This window comes from Advenella mimigardefordensis DPN7 (assembly GCF_000521505.1).
Lineage (GTDB): Bacteria > Pseudomonadota > Gammaproteobacteria > Burkholderiales > Burkholderiaceae_B > Advenella > Advenella mimigardefordensis.
Genome location: NZ_CP003915.1, coordinates 4,688,074 through 4,703,981, shown reverse-complemented (window position 1 = coordinate 4,703,981; position 15,908 = coordinate 4,688,074). Strand labels below are relative to the sequence as shown.

The 15,908-nt window shown below is 49.8% G+C and carries 11 protein-coding genes and 1 pseudogene; 6 read left to right on the top strand and 6 right to left on the bottom strand.

Annotation, left to right across the window (positions count from 1 at the left end):
• Position 1: 1 nt before the first annotated feature.
• From MIM_RS21605 to MIM_RS21595, 3 genes are all read right to left on the bottom strand, one after another.
• Positions 2 to 1,099, bottom strand: a complete 1,098-nt coding sequence (locus tag MIM_RS21605; protein WP_025374824.1) for a C45 family autoproteolytic acyltransferase/hydolase — start codon at positions 1,097 to 1,099, stop codon at positions 2 to 4.
• A 69-nt stretch (positions 1,100 to 1,168) separates the two neighbouring features.
• A complete protein-coding gene (locus MIM_RS21600) occupies positions 1,169 to 2,707 on the bottom strand; it encodes an ABC transporter substrate-binding protein (protein WP_025374823.1) in 1,539 nt (512 codons plus the stop codon).
• Between the two features lie 72 nt (positions 2,708 to 2,779).
• Positions 2,780 to 3,646, bottom strand: coding sequence for a hypothetical protein (locus tag MIM_RS21595; RefSeq protein ID WP_025374822.1), 867 nt, complete (start codon positions 3,644 to 3,646; stop codon positions 2,780 to 2,782).
• Between the two features lie 135 nt (positions 3,647 to 3,781).
• On the opposite strand from MIM_RS21595, the gene MIM_RS21590 reads away from it, so the two are divergent.
• Positions 3,782 to 4,405, top strand: a complete 624-nt coding sequence (locus tag MIM_RS21590) for a GntR family transcriptional regulator (protein ID WP_025374821.1) — start codon at positions 3,782 to 3,784, stop codon at positions 4,403 to 4,405.
• Positions 4,406 to 4,551: 146 nt separating this feature from the next.
• Here the strand turns inward: MIM_RS21590 and MIM_RS21585 are convergent, their stop codons facing one another.
• Positions 4,552 to 4,977 carry a VOC family protein gene (locus MIM_RS21585; RefSeq protein ID WP_025374820.1) on the bottom strand — a complete coding sequence of 142 codons (426 nt, stop codon included), beginning with the start codon at positions 4,975 to 4,977 and terminating at the stop codon, positions 4,552 to 4,554.
• Between the two features lie 219 nt (positions 4,978 to 5,196).
• Here MIM_RS21585 and MIM_RS21580 point away from each other — a divergent pair, with 219 nt between their 5' ends.
• From MIM_RS21580 to MIM_RS21565, 4 genes and pseudogenes are all read left to right on the top strand, one after another.
• On the top strand, positions 5,197 to 6,102 hold the full coding sequence (locus tag MIM_RS21580; protein ID WP_025374819.1) for a LysR family transcriptional regulator: 906 nt from the start codon (positions 5,197 to 5,199) through the stop codon (positions 6,100 to 6,102).
• Positions 6,103 to 6,372: 270 nt separating this feature from the next.
• A complete protein-coding gene (locus MIM_RS21575) occupies positions 6,373 to 7,404 on the top strand; it encodes an AbrB family transcriptional regulator (RefSeq protein WP_322786671.1) in 1,032 nt (343 codons plus the stop codon).
• The gene (locus tag MIM_RS21570; protein WP_025374817.1) at positions 7,401 to 8,912 is read left to right on the top strand and encodes a DHA2 family efflux MFS transporter permease subunit; all 1,512 of its coding nucleotides are present in this window, start codon (positions 7,401 to 7,403) and stop codon (positions 8,910 to 8,912) included. The genes MIM_RS21575 and MIM_RS21570 overlap by 4 nt, the downstream gene beginning before the upstream one ends.
• Positions 8,913 to 9,372: 460 nt before the next feature.
• Positions 9,373 to 10,927: pseudogene (locus tag MIM_RS21565) on the top strand (phospholipase D family protein).
• A 223-nt stretch (positions 10,928 to 11,150) separates the two neighbouring features.
• Here MIM_RS21565 and MIM_RS21560 read toward each other — a convergent pair.
• Together MIM_RS21560 and MIM_RS21545 are read right to left on the bottom strand one after the other, a co-directional pair.
• Complete coding sequence (locus MIM_RS21560; RefSeq protein WP_025374816.1) at positions 11,151 to 11,570, bottom strand: HIT family protein; 420 nt, start codon at positions 11,568 to 11,570, stop codon at positions 11,151 to 11,153.
• Between the two features lie 955 nt (positions 11,571 to 12,525).
• Complete coding sequence (locus tag MIM_RS21545) at positions 12,526 to 13,701, bottom strand: methionine aminotransferase (RefSeq protein ID WP_281178000.1); 1,176 nt, start codon at positions 13,699 to 13,701, stop codon at positions 12,526 to 12,528.
• Between the two features lie 266 nt (positions 13,702 to 13,967).
• Between MIM_RS21545 and mnmG the strand changes: the two genes are divergently transcribed.
• Positions 13,968 to 15,908, top strand: coding sequence for a tRNA uridine-5-carboxymethylaminomethyl(34) synthesis enzyme MnmG (gene mnmG, locus MIM_RS21540; RefSeq protein WP_025374814.1), 1,941 nt, complete (start codon positions 13,968 to 13,970; stop codon positions 15,906 to 15,908).

Genomic DNA, 15,908 nt, shown 5'->3' with positions numbered 1-15,908 from the left:
TTCAAACAGACAGCGTAAACCGCTGAAAGGCAGGTCGCACCGCTGGCAGAATAGCCACCTCCATCACGCCTTCGGCAGGACGCATCAGCACTGTCGCGGCCGTCGCGCTCAAATGGTCGCCGGATGTGGCTTTTTGAGGGGGTCGGCAAACGGCATAGGGATAGCCAAATTGATCCATAAAGGCTTGTCTGAAGGTCTCAAAATCGATTTTTCCGGTATGTCTTGTGAGGTGCCTGAGTACACGCCGGCCTCGATAAATAGAATCGGGGCTGGGTAGCCGTTCTCGCAACTTAACCAGCGCTACCTCACTCTCCCAATGATTGGCATGAACAAGAAAACCATTTTCAGGATGCAGAAGAAAACTCTCATCGGGTGCGCATTCAATATCAATGGCTTCGCCTTCACTGTGACTAAGCATCATATTGTTTGCCACCGATTTGGGACTATGATACACAGCCCTAATAGCATGAGCGTAATGTGGGGTTTCGAGTGCCTTGCGGCGGATCAATGGCAAAGGGATTCCATTGCGCATAGCAGCGCGATCCGATTCGAGATTATTGCCCGTAATTGCAATTCCTGCGGCATTGAAGCCTGAACGCGCAAGCTGCCCGGCTTCTGTGAATACCAGGATATCAGGTCCGTCATCCCGGGCAATATGCATGACGATACACGTTTCTGCACATTCGACTCGCCAGTCCCAGTTTTGACCATGCATCAGCACCCCATCGACGCTCATTTCAGGCAGGACCACTGCAGCAGTGCAGCCGTCAGGCGCGAGCGTATCTGGCTGCATTCGGGCATACATCAACAACTCACGTCTGGCATTGATAACCACAACATGCTCGAACGGAATCTGTGCGCCTTCGGCAATACCTCTCATTTCTTCAACATAAGTGGCGTCGAATGCCTCGATAGCCGGCAAGAATTCCTGAATCAGCGTGTGCAGTCGAGCGGGACTGATATCACGTTTGGTCAACAATCCTACATAAAACTGCGCAGCCTTTTGAATGCGATCCTTCGCCTGTTCACCGTGCTGGTGCCCTCTTTCCCTGGGCCCACCGTTGATTCTTACAAACGGCAGAATATTATCGTCATACATATTTGGATATCTCATTTCGTATTGGTTCAATTCATTCAAACAAGCGCCATTTGCACACGTTTGCGATATTTACTTTTTACTCACCTGCCACAAACGGGCTGAAGATCCCGGCCAGCTGGTATAGCCCTGCACTTTGCCGGAGGCCGCATCAATCGTGATGCCGTTATAGAGCATCACCATAGGCACATCTTCCAGAAAATCCTTATGTAATTGATCGAGCAATGGTTGTCGTTTGGCCCTGTCACCTGTCGCCATCGCTTGATCCAGCAGTTCCAGATCAGCAGGGTTGTCCCACACCTTGCGTTTCTGTACTTTTTTGTCTCCCATGAAATGCTCGTACAGTAACGCGTCGTCAAAACGTGGTGAATAAGAGAATGCCATCATTTGGTATTTCCCGGAGTTGTAGCGATCCAGTTGAGTTGCCCAATCCATCACGTCCAGTTTTACATTGACACCAGCCTGTTGCAACATGGCCTGAGCCAGTATGGCTGCGTTATACATGGACGGGTAATCCTTGTTTGTAATCAGGGAAATTTGCTGCCCTCGATATCCTGCTTTCTGTAATAATTGTTTTGCTTCATTCACGTCATACTTCCACCCCAATTGCTGCACAGATGTATAGGACGGCGTTCCTATCGGAATAACAGAATTGTTCGGCTTGCCCAATCCATCAGTCACCATCTCAACCAATGATTTGATGTCTATTGCAGATGCAATCGCGCGACGCATCGGTTTTGTCATCAGTGGATCAGCGGTCTGTAGCAGGATCGTATTGCGCCGTGCTGTGTAGCTATGTGATATTTGCAAATTGGCATTTTTCCTAAGTTCACCATAATCGGAACTGGTAATATCCGGAATCAGATCCAGATCACCGCGGACCAGTGCTGCCTTTGCTGCAGAAGCATCTGGTACCACCAAAAACTTCACCCGATCCACCAGCGGTTTCTTGTTTCCTATATACCCGTCTGCCGTGCCTTTCAGGTTTGCATAATCCTTGAAAGCGAGCAGTTCGACGTAGGATCCTTTGCTCCAATTGCCCAGCTCGAATGGCCCGGTGCCAATTGGTTTATCCCAACTTCCATCTGCTTTTACCGAGGCCTTGTTCAAAATCCCTGTCATTCCGCAATCGGGACGTGCCAGTGTGCTCAGAAACATCGGATCGGATTTATCAAGTACGAATTTCACGGTAGTTGCATCCGTTGCCTGAACGTCGGTCACCTTGGTACCATTGCGACCGCTGAACTCCGCACGACATCGCCAACCCACGTCTGGATTCATATAATGTTTCCAGCTCCATACGACATCTTCAGCCTCAAGCAACTCTCCGTTATGAAACTTGACTCCCTTGCGCAAAAAAAATGTATACGCCAGCCCGTCCTCTGATTCTTCGACGCGTTCTGCCAGAAGCGGCTTCACTGTGCCTACATTATCGAATGCAACCAGTCCTTCGACCACATGTGAGACAAGCATATCGGCTGTGCTGTCTCGGTTCACGCCGGGTTGTGAACTGCGTAAATCGGCCGGTATCTGGACATTGAGTGTCTGGGCGCATGCGCTCCCGACAAAAATACCGGCCAGAGAAAAAAGGGAAAGCAGATACTTGTTCATATTGTGCAGAGCTCCATTTTCACGAAAGATAAGACAGGCTTCCAACTTCCGGCCCGATTTTTGTCAACTTATTTAAATACGGCCCGATGCGCGACGCTGCTCCAATATATCGGCAAAAAAACCGGTAATTCGATCAATACAATCTTCCCAGCGGTGAGACACACCTGGTACAACATCAAACTGTACGTTGACGCCTGCCGCCTCGAAAGAACGACGCAGTGTATCCAGGCGTTCAGGACGTGTCTGCCCTGCATCATTTGCGCCGTCCATCCAGTGACGGCCTCCGGGTTTATGGGTTATTTCCCAAGTCTCGATATCTGCATCACCGACAATCATTTGTACCGGTACGCGCGCCAAGGAGTCCACATCGATTTCAATGTTGAAAAGCTCCGCCACATTACGAGTTCCGACCCACCAGTCTTGTTCCGGGTTAAGCAACGTTACCGAGCCCGGAGCGCCCACGGACGCAGCCCAGACCCGCGAAGGATGCAATATGGTGAACCGATGAGTGAAGTGCCCGCCCCCCGAAAATCCGAATAGGCCGAAGTCCTTGAATTTGAAGCCGTAGCGCTGATTGATCTGTTCGACAAGACTCAACAAGACGAGATCGTATCGAATATCACCTTCGCGAATATATTTGTAGCCATTGCGATTGTCATCACCAAGAACACCAACAGGAAATAGCGGGCAAAGAACTACGCAATTGTTCCAACGCGCAAAATGGCTGAAGGCGTCGCGGTACTCAGTGATGGTTCGTCCTGTTCCATGTACAGCCACAACCAACTCAGGAGCCGATTCAGCGTTGTGAACCGAACGCGGCACATACATGCAAAAGCTAAAACGCGGATCATCGCGGCAAGAGAAAATCGTCGTATGCCCTAAATCATACATATCTTCCCCGCGAAATTCCGGTGTGACATCTGCGGTTGTTACGGACATAATCATTTCCTCTTAAGTTTATGCGCATAAATTGTGTACATAAAGTATACGCACAAAAATGCGGCCATACAAGGTATAATGTAAACACACTACAACAAATTGCAGCCGTAATTAGCGCAGAAGGAATGTAGCCATATGGCAAAGGTACGAGGTAAAGTGCCCCGTATGCTGGGTGACGAAATCGCGTTGGAAATACGCAATGGTGGCTTTCGACCCGGTGAATGGATACGTCTGAGTGATATCGAGGAACGTTTCAAGGCGTCGCGTTTTGACGCGCGTCGCGCCCTGTCTGAACTTGTACTTCGCCAGGTTCTTGAACATGCGCCTAACCGTGGCTATCGTGTCTATGCGCCCGACGCTGAAACCATCCGGCATGTAAGAGAAGCACGTGTTTTTTTGGAAAAAGAGAGCATTCGCAATGTCGTCAGGAACATAGATCCGGGCACCCTACATCAGCTCAAAACGCTGGCCACTGAATTTCGTAACGCGGCCGACCACGGCACGCGCAGCGAACAGAATGAAATCAACAACAGATTCCATATTTTGCTGTTTTCCTGCAGTGGAAATCCGGTTATCGAAGGCATGATCGAAGACTTAAGACAACGTCTTGGAGGCTCTTCACAAGCCGTGTGGCAGTCACGCGATGCCTTGCTGCAGAGTGCGCTGGATCATATGGACATTGTCGCAGCACTCGAAGCGCGTGATGTCGAGCGCTCCGTCCGCCTGATCGAACGACATATCACTCGTTCGGGTACGTAAGACGCACCGCAGTGCGTCAGACTAAATTGGTTGCTGTTACTGTTCAATAAGCAGAACGAGCAGACTTGCGATATTAAGGCGCACACATCCACCCTTGCAGGGCATGCCTTCAACAGCACACACCTCTGCAGGGAATGTTCGCCCGCTTACTTCGCAAACAACTGGCTCATGTCCTTGAAGGCCTTAAATTCCAGTGCGTTGCCACAGGGGTCAAACAGAAACATGGTGGCCTGTTCACCCACCTGCCCTTTAAAGCGAATGCCTGGTTCTATCACAAACTTGGTATTACGCGCTTTCAGGCGCTCTGAGAGGGCTTCCCACTTGTCCCAGTCAAGCACAACACCAAAATGCGGCACCGGCACGTTATGGCCATCTACAGCATTGGTATGCGCATGTTCCTGACTCGCTGTTTTCGGATGTTCATGAATAACCAGTTGGTGACCGAAAAAGTCAAAATCGACCCATTGTTCGCTGGATCGCCCTTCCGGCAGGCCAAACACCTCGCCATAGAAATTGCGTGCAGCGGCCAGATCGTAAACGGGGATGGCTAAATGAAAAGGTGAAAGGCTCATGAGTTTTCCTGGTTAGATCGGTTGATATAAGGTCAAACGGTACGTTTGGTCATAACTGCACCGGTAGCACTATTGCAATTGCCATTACACGGCAGATTCCCGGCGTGCACAGGGCGTACAGTCGATATTTTTTATTGTAGGCCCGACTTTAAAATAATAATATCAATATATATTTGTAATATACACAAATATTATTTATATATTGATATTGAGACGACCATGATCCGGGAACTCAAAACATTTATTGCCGTATCCCGCGAAGGCACATTTGCGGGTGCCGCACACAAGATCGGCCTGACGCAGGCTGCGGTCAGCGCACAAATGCACCGTCTGGAAGATGAGCTGGGATTTGCCCTGTTCGACCGGCAGGGCCGAGCTGCGAAAATTAATGCCAGGGGGCAACAATTGCTTTTGCAGGCACAGGAACTGATCCAGCTTTACAGCAATCTGGGTGCAACGCCCGTAGCGAACGCCCAGGCCATGCACATTAATGTGGGTGCCATCGCAACGCTGCAACGAACCATTCTGCCCAATGCACTGGCCGCTTTTCACAAGGCCTGCCCCGGGTGCCACACGCGCATTATTCCCGGTGTTTCCATGGATATGCTGAACCTGGTAGACGCAGGTGAGGTAGACATGGCGGCTATCATCCGCCCTCCTTTCCAGTTACAAAGCGAGCTGCAATGGCAAACATTGGCGCGAGAACCCTTCAGACTGATCGTCCCATCTCATGTCACCGGAGACGATTGGGCGCAATTGCTGTCCGAACAGCCGTTCATCCGCTATGACCGTGCATCCTTCGGCGGACGGCTGGTTGATCGCTTTCTGAGAAATATGCATATTGGTCTGAATGAAATTTGCGAATGTGACGAACTTGAAACCATTGCCCGGCTGGTAGAAAATGGCGCAGGTGTCGCGCTTTTTCCGCAAACGGCCGCTTTCACGCGCTGGCCTGCAGGCATTCGCGGCCTTGATTTAGGGGTACATACCTTCTATCGTGAAACAGGCTTGCTGCATAGACAGGCACAAAGTCTGGCTGAACCGGTACGCCAGCTTGTTCAATTCATCACGCAAAGCGCACAACAGCAGCAAGCATTGGGTGCATCCGCGCCGTCGTCTCGTTGATCCTTTCTATTGCTCACAGAGGCACCTCAGCCGGGCCGACCCGATCATCTATTCGCTGCTCTTGCTGCTTTTGCGCCTGCATTCAATGAACGATCAGACTAACTCACCGAACAAAGGGAATCACGATTCGTGACGCGGCATTCATGGCGCATAAACGACGTTATCGCCTAAGTCTTATATAAGACTTTTAAAAATAAACAGTTTTCCTTCGCATTTTTTCATTTGAAAACGTACAATGAATACTTAAAGTATGCCAATTACCTTCGGAATATGATGCAGCGTTATTTAGCCGGATTTCTCTTCGCACTTGCTGGTGCTTTGCTGGCGAACTGGCTGCATCTGCCCTTGCCGTGGATGATCGGCCCTTTGCTTGTGACCGCCATAAGTAAGCTGCGCGGCGCACGCACGCAATCGCATACCGTTTTCCGCAGCATGGGCCAGTGGGTGATCGGCACGTCCCTGGGTCTGTATTTCACCGAAGAAGTCCTGCACATTGTTCTGGAAAACACACTTGCAATTGTGCTGGGCATGTTGTTTGCACTCTTTCTGGGCTGCACAGGCGCTTTAGCGCTGCGCCGCTGGGCCGATGTGGATTTCAAAACGGCCTGGTTTGCCTCGGCTATCGGCGGTGCCAGCGAAATGGCCAATCTTGCCGAACGTAATAACGCGCGCATAGACAGAGTGGCTTCCGCCCATAGCCTGCGTGTATTGCTTGTCGTCGTCACTATTCCGTTTATCTATAAGTTTCTTGGGCTGCACGGTCTGACGGTGAACACCACGGCGGCAATCCCGTTCTCCTATAGCGGCTTTATGCAAATGATCGCCGTTACCTGCGCATTTGGATTTGCATTCGGAAAATTGCGTATTCCCAATCCCTGGGTGCTGGGTCCGCTCTTTATCATGACTGTGTTAACGAGCAATCATATTGAGTTATCTGTCATTCCCCCGGAAGTTCAGCACGCAGGACAAATGTTTATCGGCTGGTCACTGGGCGATAAATTCGGGCCGGATTTCTTCAGACGGGCGCCAAAATACCTCGGCATCGTGGCGCTGGTCTGCGTCGGATCCCTTTGCCTGGCGTTGCTTTTTTGCGTTCTGCTGACATTCCTTTCTGATATCCCGCTGGCAACACTGTATCTGGCAAACAGTCCGGGTGGTATCGCAGAAATGACCATTACTGCAAAAGTGCTGCAGCTGAGCCCGCCGGTTGTAACGGCCTTCCATGTATCACGAATGGTATTTGTGTTACTCGTTACCGGGCCCCTTTACCGATTGCTTTCCAGAAAGTATCAACTCACATGAAGCATCTCGCTCCCGTCCGGCAGGACACTGCCATCAAGTTAATACCATTCATCGTGGGCTGCGCGTTGTTCATGCAGATGCTTGACGCCACCGTGGTAGCGACTGCCCTTCCCATGATGGCGGTGTCGCTGCAATCCACGCCGGTTCGCATGAACGTAGCGATTACCTCGTATTTGCTTGCAGTAGCCGTGTTTGTGCCGATCTGTGGCTGGGCGGCAGACCGTTTCGGGGCGAAACGACTGTTTATTTTCGCTATCAGCCTGTTTGCGCTTACATCACTCACCTGCGCATTATCGTGGGATCTGGCTTCCCTGACGATATCCCGATTCATTCAGGGTATTGCAGGTGCAATGATGGTACCGGTAGGCCGCATTATCATGCTACGGACAATACCTCGTAACCAGATCCTGAAGGCAACTTCCTTTCTCTCTATTCCCGCCCTGCTCGGTCCGATTCTGGGGCCGCCCCTGGGTGGCTTTCTGGTGACTTATGCCTCCTGGCACTGGATATTTCTTATCAATATTCCAATTGCAATTATCGGCATTGCACTTGTGCTCAGGTACGTTTTTGAATATCGCAGCGAGAAAAAACCTAAGCTGGACTGGGTTGGTTTCCTGCTTAGTGGCGTCGGTATGGCGACCTTTGTTATTGGTATAGAGGCCATAGGCAATCATACACATGGATACGTATATCCTTTGCTGCTGCTGGCCACCGGACTGGCATGCACCCTGCTGTATATACGCCACGCAAAACGCCATCCGGAACCCATCATTGATCTGTCGCTGCTGAAAATTCCTACTTTTTCTGCCGCGGTGCTTGGCGGTAACATGACGCGCCTGGCTGTCGGGTCTATGCCCTTTCTGCTTACCCTTCTGTTTCAGGTGGGTTTTGGCTACTCGGCGCTGGCCAGCGGCATGATTACGTTTTCGATGGCCATCGGATCGTTGATGATGAAATTCATTGCGACTGCTGTCTTCGGACGCTGGGGCTTTCGCAAGGTGCTGCTGATCAATGGCACGCTTACCGGATTAATGACAATCACAAATGCATTCTTCATTGAGAGTACACCCGTTTTGCTAATGGGTACCCTGCTTCTCATTGGCGGTTTTTTCCGCTCATTGCAGTTTACCGGCGTCAATAGCCTTGCCTTCGCAGACATCGAGCCGGAACAGATGAGCCAGGCCAGCTCGTTTTCTGCCACCGCACAACAGATCGGTATTAGCCTGGGCATGGGTATCGCTACCGTGACGCTGGATCTGAGCATGCAATTGAGAGGCGCCAGCCATGTTTCCATTGCTGACGTCCATGCCGGGTTCTGGGTAATCGGCTTGCTGTCTATTGTCGCTGCCTACTGGTTTTATAAACTGGATCCGAAAGCGGGCGAAGGCATTACTGTACACAAGGAACGGAAAAACCGCGTCCGCTTCAGACGCCGACGCAAATCAGCGACAGTCTCTGATAGCAAATCACCAGCGACACAGCAAAACATCGCCGACGTCAAACAGTAGATGCAACGGACAGTGCAGTAAAACAGCCTGATTGGAACAGCCTCAAGTCATCTCACTCAGCTGTTGCCCCAGCCGGCTATATTGCCCGGCTATATTGTCATGCCGCCATTGTTGTCCTGCCGCTATTGCGCCCCACATTTCTACAATCGTTTTTCCACACAATCTGTTCAGCCATTTATTTTTTTATCTCTTCCAAGCATCACCTCTTTCTAATAATATTTCAATTGAAATAATTTTAAAGAAAACAAGCTGCCCCTGTGTGTTCTGCTAAAGCCATCCTTAACGTCTCGCTCAGTCTACCTCACAAATCTCAAACAACAGCAAATTCGCAAGCAAGACGGCTACACTATGGCAAGCCTCGTCATCCTGACGCACAAGCTTACGTAAACCGAACAAATGGTCGCGAAGAATACTTACCCATCTGGAATACGCGATCAAAACCCCCTTTCCCTCTGCCTTTATGAATAGCTTTTTTAGACGGTCCAGACCTTTTCTTTTTTGTATACTCGCCGTCCTGCTGACCGGGTGTTCTTTGCCCTCTCTGGATAATCGACCAAACAGCAAAGCCCTGACTGAAGCTCAGGTTAGAGACACGGCGCTGGGCAAGGTCATACAGCCCGAGGTTCAGGCACACCCGGGAAAAAGTGGCATTTATCCACTGTCCAACGCCCATGATGCGTTCGCTGCACGCTCACTCCTGGCGCGCGCCGCGCAAAAATCGCTGGATGTGCAATATTACATCTGGCATGGCGACATCACCGGAACCCTGCTACTTGAAGAACTGCGAGCGGCAGCTGACAGAGGCGTCCGCGTTCGCCTGCTGCTGGACGACAACGGTACGGCAGGTCTGGATGAGGAACTTGCTGCCCTGGATAGCCATCCAAATATAGAAGTCCGGCTATTTAATCCGTTTGTCGTACGCTGGCCAAAAGTGATCGGTTTCGCTACGGACTTTATGCGCGCCAATCGTCGTATGCACAATAAATCGTTTACGGCAGACAATCAGGCAACCATTATCGGCGGGCGCAATGTCGGTGATGAGTATTTCGGTGCCGGTGAATCGGTCTTGTTTGCTGACCTGGATGTGCTGGCTATTGGCAAGGCTGCACACGACGTTTCCACGGATTTCGATCGATACTGGGACAGCAAGTCATCATATCCGGCAAGCCTGATCCTGCCAAAAGTCGACGCCGACACTCTGCCCAAATTGAAAACCAGGGCCGACAATCTGATAAATTCCCAGGCCGCTGCCGAGTATTCGCAAGCGATTAAAACCTTGCCATTTATCTCGACCATGCTTGAAGGCGATCTGAATTTCGAGTGGGCGGATGTGCGTATGGTTAGTGATGATCCTGCCAAAGGCCTGGGCCAGGCAACATCAAGTGGTTTACTGGTTCATCAATTGGCTGAAACCCTGGGCCGCCCTTCCCTTACCGTTGATCTGATTTCCCCGTATTTTGTGCCTACCGCTGCTGGGGTAGATGCATTTACAAAAATGGCGCAGACCGGTATAAAGCTGCGGGTCCTGACCAATTCACTTGATGCCACGGATGTGTCTGCGGTTCATGCAGGCTACGCTAAACGCCGCAAAGATCTGCTGGCCGCCGGTGTCACTCTTTACGAGCTGCAACGCATGTCCGCCACCGATAAACCAAAAGAAGGTGCTGGTCCGTTTGGCAGTTCCGGGTCCAGCCTGCATGCAAAAACATTCGCTGTTGATCATAAGCGCGTATTTATCGGCTCATTCAACTTCGACCCCCGATCAGCGAATCTTAATACCGAAATGGGCTTTTGTTATTGAAAGTCCCAACCTCGCGCTGCAAATGGAAAACGCTTTTGATAAGGAAATCGCCAGACATTCGTACGAGGTTCGTCTGTCTGAAACAGGTGACATATATTGGCTTGAGCATAGTGGCGATAACATCATTCGCCACGATTCGGAACCGGAAACCAGCTTCGTTAAACGTACCATTGTATGGTTTCTGTCGTTACTACCGATAGAATGGCTACTATAGCGACCGGGGATGACACTTTTTTTCGCAGTTTATTAATATCTTTATTAATGTCTTTATTGATGTTACGGGCTTAATGCCTCTACAGATGTTGCGGATCATATGATTTCTGTGAGGCGGATCTGAAATCCTGCGTCTCAGAGTGAACAGATCTTATTTTCTCATTCATCTTAATGTATGCAGTATCCTGCCCCGACAACGTACCTGAATGTCGGGGCCAACCGCATTACTTGATGGCAGCGGCAATTTGCTTAGCCAGCGCCTCAATATCCTCCATATCTCCTTTGACGCGGGCATGGCGTTCCACTGTTTGACCAATATACCGGGGAACCAGATGAAAATGCACGTGGTAAACGGTTTGTCCGGCAATCTCGTTATTGAACTGAGACATGATAAAGCCGTCTGCCTTAGTCACTTCCAGCATGGCTGGTGCGATTTTTTTTGCGGTAGCCACACATGCCTGGGCGCCTTCTACCGACAAATCGAGGAGCGTTTCGGCCCCTTCCTTGGTCAGAATGAGCAAATGCCCTCTCGTTTGGGGCATGATATCCATCATCGCATAAGTCTTGTCGTCTTCATAGATTTTGAAAGACGGCGCTTCTCCCCTGAGAATCTTCGCGAAAATATTCTGACTATCGTAGGCCATGTCTGCTCCTCTGTCGCCTGATTAATAACGGATGTGGTCCCGTCGATGGGGGCCGGATATTGCTGCAACGCGGCACCCTACGTGCCATCGCCGGATCATCTCAAATTATAAGCAGGAATTGTGAAAAACGTGGTTGAAGCTATCAGGAAAGCGTAATTTGGCGGCCAGGAAGCGATATCGGCGTCTGTTATAAAGGTTGTCAATTGAATGTTGAGTGCCAATACGTCAGGTTAAGCGTAAATAGCGGCAAAAATAACGAAAAAGCGCACTTATACTTACCGCCCTGCTTCTCCCTGGAATGGCGTGTTAAGTACGTCCTATCTACCCCGCTTTTCATGTTTTAACTGCTTCCCACGTATATCAGCAGAGCAATAGCTGAAACCTACCCTACCCCTGACGGTATTGTCCCGTTCTGAAAGTGGACTGGTTCAGTCAACAGTGCGATCGATTGCTCGTCCAAGAATCGCCTATCCAAGCTCCATCGCCCGCCCTCATACCATTCGGTCCCTGTAGTCCTGCCTGATCCAACTACTGAAGAACCCATATCATCCTCAAACGCCCTCGCTGGCACCACTATTTCAGTCATCAAAACTGAAAATTGGACTTCCCCTCTATCAATGTCTCCTGACCCAATCTTTGTAAACGCAACCAGACAGCTGGGCAAAATACGTAAAAAGTCAGGTCAACGCACCCTAAAAATCCTGCTTTTTTCCAGTTTTGCCCTGTGGATAAGCTCTGGGAGACAAATTGTGAATAACTTCTGTATCAAAACTTGATAAATAGGGGGAAACTGCGAAGTGCCAAAGTTGTTCATTTTTATACACTGATGAAAAGCCCGGTATTCACCAAGCAATTTTTCCCCTAAGTGCATGAATATATGCGCGATTTCATCCGTTTCAACATATCCACAGAGTATCTATCTCTTAATCTGTTATATATTCAAAAAGATTAATAACTAGAGGTGCTTCAACACCGAAAGTGCCTGTTCCAGGGTTCCCTGTTTTTTTGCAAAACAAAAGCGAACCAGGTTATGGTTCGATTCCACATCATCGGGATTACGATAGAAAGCAGAAACCGGAATTAAGGTAACTTTCTTCTCCTGAGTCAGCCATTTCGCAAAAGCCAGTTCGTTTTCCTGAGAAATCTCCGAATAATCTGCCAGGAGGAAAAAGGTTCCCTGGCTGCGAATGGGTTTAAACCGTGTCTGCTTCAGGCCTTCATAGAGAAAATCGTGTTTTTCCTGGTAAAACGCAGGTAATGTCAGATAGGTGGAAGGATCTTCGCTGTAAATACCTAAAGCGACCTGCATCGGAGAACTGACGGTAAAAACCATAAACTGATGCACTTTTCTTAATTCAGCAGTCATTTCTACAGGCGCACAGCAATAACCTATTTTCCAGCCGGTGGTGTGATACGTTTTGCCGAATGAAGAGATATGGAAGGTTCGCGCTGCCAGTGCGGGACGACTACTCAGACTCAGGAACGGTTTTTCATCAAAAACGATGTGCTCGTACACTTCATCTGCAATCAAAAGTACCTTTGTGTCGGCAACAATGGTTTCCAGCGCATCCAGATCACTGGCCCCTAAGGTGATCCCCGTAGGATTGTGAGGAAAATTCAGAATCATCAATCGGGTTTTAGGGGTAATCGCCTCCCCTACTCTGTCCCAGTCCACTGAATAACTGCTTTGTTCATCACCAGGCGCGACTAATGGCACAAAAACCGGGGTTCCACCAGCCAAACGAATGGCCGGCACGTACGAGTCATAACTCGGTTCGAGAACAATAACTTCGTCACCGGCATTGACTACGGCAAGAATGGCAGCCATTAATGCTTCGGTTGCCCCACTGGTAACCGTTATCTCAGTATTCTCGTCATATTGATGGCCATATAGTGTTTTGACCTTTTTTGCGATGTTGCTACGCAACAGCTGGTCGCCAGGCATATAGGGGTACTGGTTGTGTCCCGTTTTCATTGCCTGGGTAACCAGATCGGTGAGTTTTGGGTCCGGATCGAAGTCCGGGAAGCCTTGACCAAGGTTTGTAGCGTTGAAATCGGCCGCCATTTTGGTCATAACGGTGAAAATTGTGGTTCCAACGGCCGGAAGTTTGGATGAAATGCTTGTAATCACTTTTTGCGTCTCTTACTGTATTAATTTTATCAACAGGGCTATAATCTTTATTATGCCTGATTGTTGATGATCTTATGCACAAACAATACCTATATACCCACAGCATATTCACCGTGTTATCAACATAGTTATCCACAATTGTTCCACGTGGAACAATGTAGAGAATGTCTTTTATCTGCTATAGCGTTTAAAATAGCATTTCCGCAAGAACCCCTTTTAATGTTCCACGTGGAACATTTCGCCATTTCTACTATTGAAAGAACAAAATGAACTACCCAGACGAATTTGACGTCATTGTTGTTGGTGGAGGTCACGCCGGTACTGAAGCCGCGCTTGCTGCTGCCCGCTCCGGATCCAAAACCTTGTTGCTGACCCATAATATTGAAACGTTGGGGCAGATGTCCTGCAATCCGTCAATTGGTGGGATAGGGAAGGGGCATTTGGTTAAAGAGATCGACGCTCTGGGTGGCGCAATGGCAATTGCTGCGGATGAAGGCGGAATTCAGTTCAGAATTCTCAATAGTTCCAAAGGCCCGGCAGTACGGGCAACGCGAGTGCAGGCTGATCGGCTGCTATATAAACAGGCAATTCGTTCTCGTCTGGAAAATCAGCAGAATTTGTGGCTGTTCCAGCAGGCTGTCGATGATCTTATTCTTGAAGGGGATAGGGTGGTTGGAGCCAAAACCCAGATCGGTGTGGTGTTTCGTTCGAAAACGGTGGTTCTGACTGCAGGTACCTTTCTGAATGGCTTAATTCACGTGGGATTGAATAATTATTCTGCGGGCAGGGCGGGCGATCCCCCGGCAATCAGTCTTGGACAGCGGCTTAAGGAAATGAATCTGCCGCAAGGGCGCCTTAAAACAGGTACACCACCACGTATTGATGCTCGTAGCATTGATTTCAGTAAACTGGAAGAACAGCCCGGAGATTCTGATCCGGTGCCGGTGTTTTCCTATATGGGGTCGGTAGAGATGCATCCGCGCCAGATTTCGTGCTGGATTACGCATACCAATACACAAACCCACGATATCATTCGCGGTGGTCTGGATCGTTCTCCCATGTATACGGGTGTGATCGATGGAATAGGGCCAAGATATTGTCCGTCTATTGAAGATAAGATAAACCGCTTTGCTGACAAAGACTCGCACCAGATATTTCTGGAACCAGAGGGTTTGCTGACGAATGAGATTTATCCCAATGGGATATCAACCAGTTTGCCCTTTGATGTGCAGTTAAATCTGATTCACACTTTGCCTGGTCTCGAAAACGCACATGTACTGCGCCCTGGCTACGCCATTGAGTATGATTATTTTGATCCACGTGGACTCAAACGCAGTCTGGAAACCAAAGTGATTTCCGGCCTGTTTTTTGCCGGACAGATAAATGGCACGACGGGCTATGAAGAAGCCGCCGCTCAGGGCTTGCTTGCCGGGCTGAATGCATCCAGGCTGGCCAGAGGGCTTGATTCATGGACGCCGAAACGTGACGAGGCGTATTTAGGTGTATTGGTAGATGATTTGGTCACGCGAGGAGTAACCGAGCCCTACCGGATGTTTACCTCGCGTGCAGAGTATCGGCTTAGCTTGCGTGAAGATAATGCCGATTTTCGTTTGACGGAAATAGGGCGGGAATTGGGGCTGGTTGACGATGCGCGGTGGGCCTTCTTTAACACCAAGCGTGATGCGGTTCAGCAGGAAATTTCCCGGCTCGCCGGTACGCGTGTGTCGCCCCGAACGTTCAATGCTGACGTATCTGAAAAACTCCTGGGTTCGCAACTGGAGCGCGATTACTCGCTTGCCGATCTGTTGAAACGCCCGTCCGTGACGTATGACACGCTAACCAATGCAGCCACTGAAGATGGCTCGGTACTGGCCTCTGCGGAACCGCTTTCCGAGGCAGTCAGGGAGCAGGTGGAAATTCAGGTGAAGTATGCCGGCTATATCGCCCGTCAGCAGGAGGAAGTTAAGCGTCAGAGTCATCTGGAAGAGCAGCGTATTCCTGCAGATCTGGATTATGACGCAGTGGCTAGCCTGTCTTTCGAAGTACGGCAGAAACTGAAAGATGCACGCCCCGAGACGGTGGGCCAGGCACGCCGCATTTCGGGTGTGACACCGGCAGCCATTTCCATTCTGTTGATCTACCTGAAACGCCTGCAGCTCTCGGCTAAGACCCTGCGCAAAACAGCGTCCGTCGCAATTGATGAATGA

Bases quoted from the DNA above. Each gene is read 5' to 3' on its own strand.
- MIM_RS21590 (WP_025374821.1), top strand. From the start codon at position 3,782: ATGGCAAAGGTACGAGGTAAAGTGCCCCGTATGCTGGGTGACGAAATC.
- mnmG (WP_025374814.1), top strand. From the start codon at position 13,968: ATGAACTACCCAGACGAATTTGACGTCATTGTTGTTGGTGGAGGTCAC.
- MIM_RS21560 (WP_025374816.1), bottom strand. From the start codon at position 11,570: ATGGCCTACGATAGTCAGAATATTTTCGCGAAGATTCTCAGGGGAGAA.
- MIM_RS21580 (WP_025374819.1), top strand. From the start codon at position 5,197: ATGATCCGGGAACTCAAAACATTTATTGCCGTATCCCGCGAAGGCACA.
- MIM_RS21570 (WP_025374817.1), top strand. From the start codon at position 7,401: ATGAAGCATCTCGCTCCCGTCCGGCAGGACACTGCCATCAAGTTAATA.
- MIM_RS21575 (WP_322786671.1), top strand. From the start codon at position 6,373: ATGATGCAGCGTTATTTAGCCGGATTTCTCTTCGCACTTGCTGGTGCT.
- MIM_RS21600 (WP_025374823.1), bottom strand. From the start codon at position 2,707: ATGAACAAGTATCTGCTTTCCCTTTTTTCTCTGGCCGGTATTTTTGTC.
- MIM_RS21605 (WP_025374824.1), bottom strand. From the start codon at position 1,099: ATGTATGACGATAATATTCTGCCGTTTGTAAGAATCAACGGTGGGCCC.
- MIM_RS21585 (WP_025374820.1), bottom strand. From the start codon at position 4,977: ATGAGCCTTTCACCTTTTCATTTAGCCATCCCCGTTTACGATCTGGCC.
- MIM_RS21595 (WP_025374822.1), bottom strand. From the start codon at position 3,646: ATGTCCGTAACAACCGCAGATGTCACACCGGAATTTCGCGGGGAAGAT.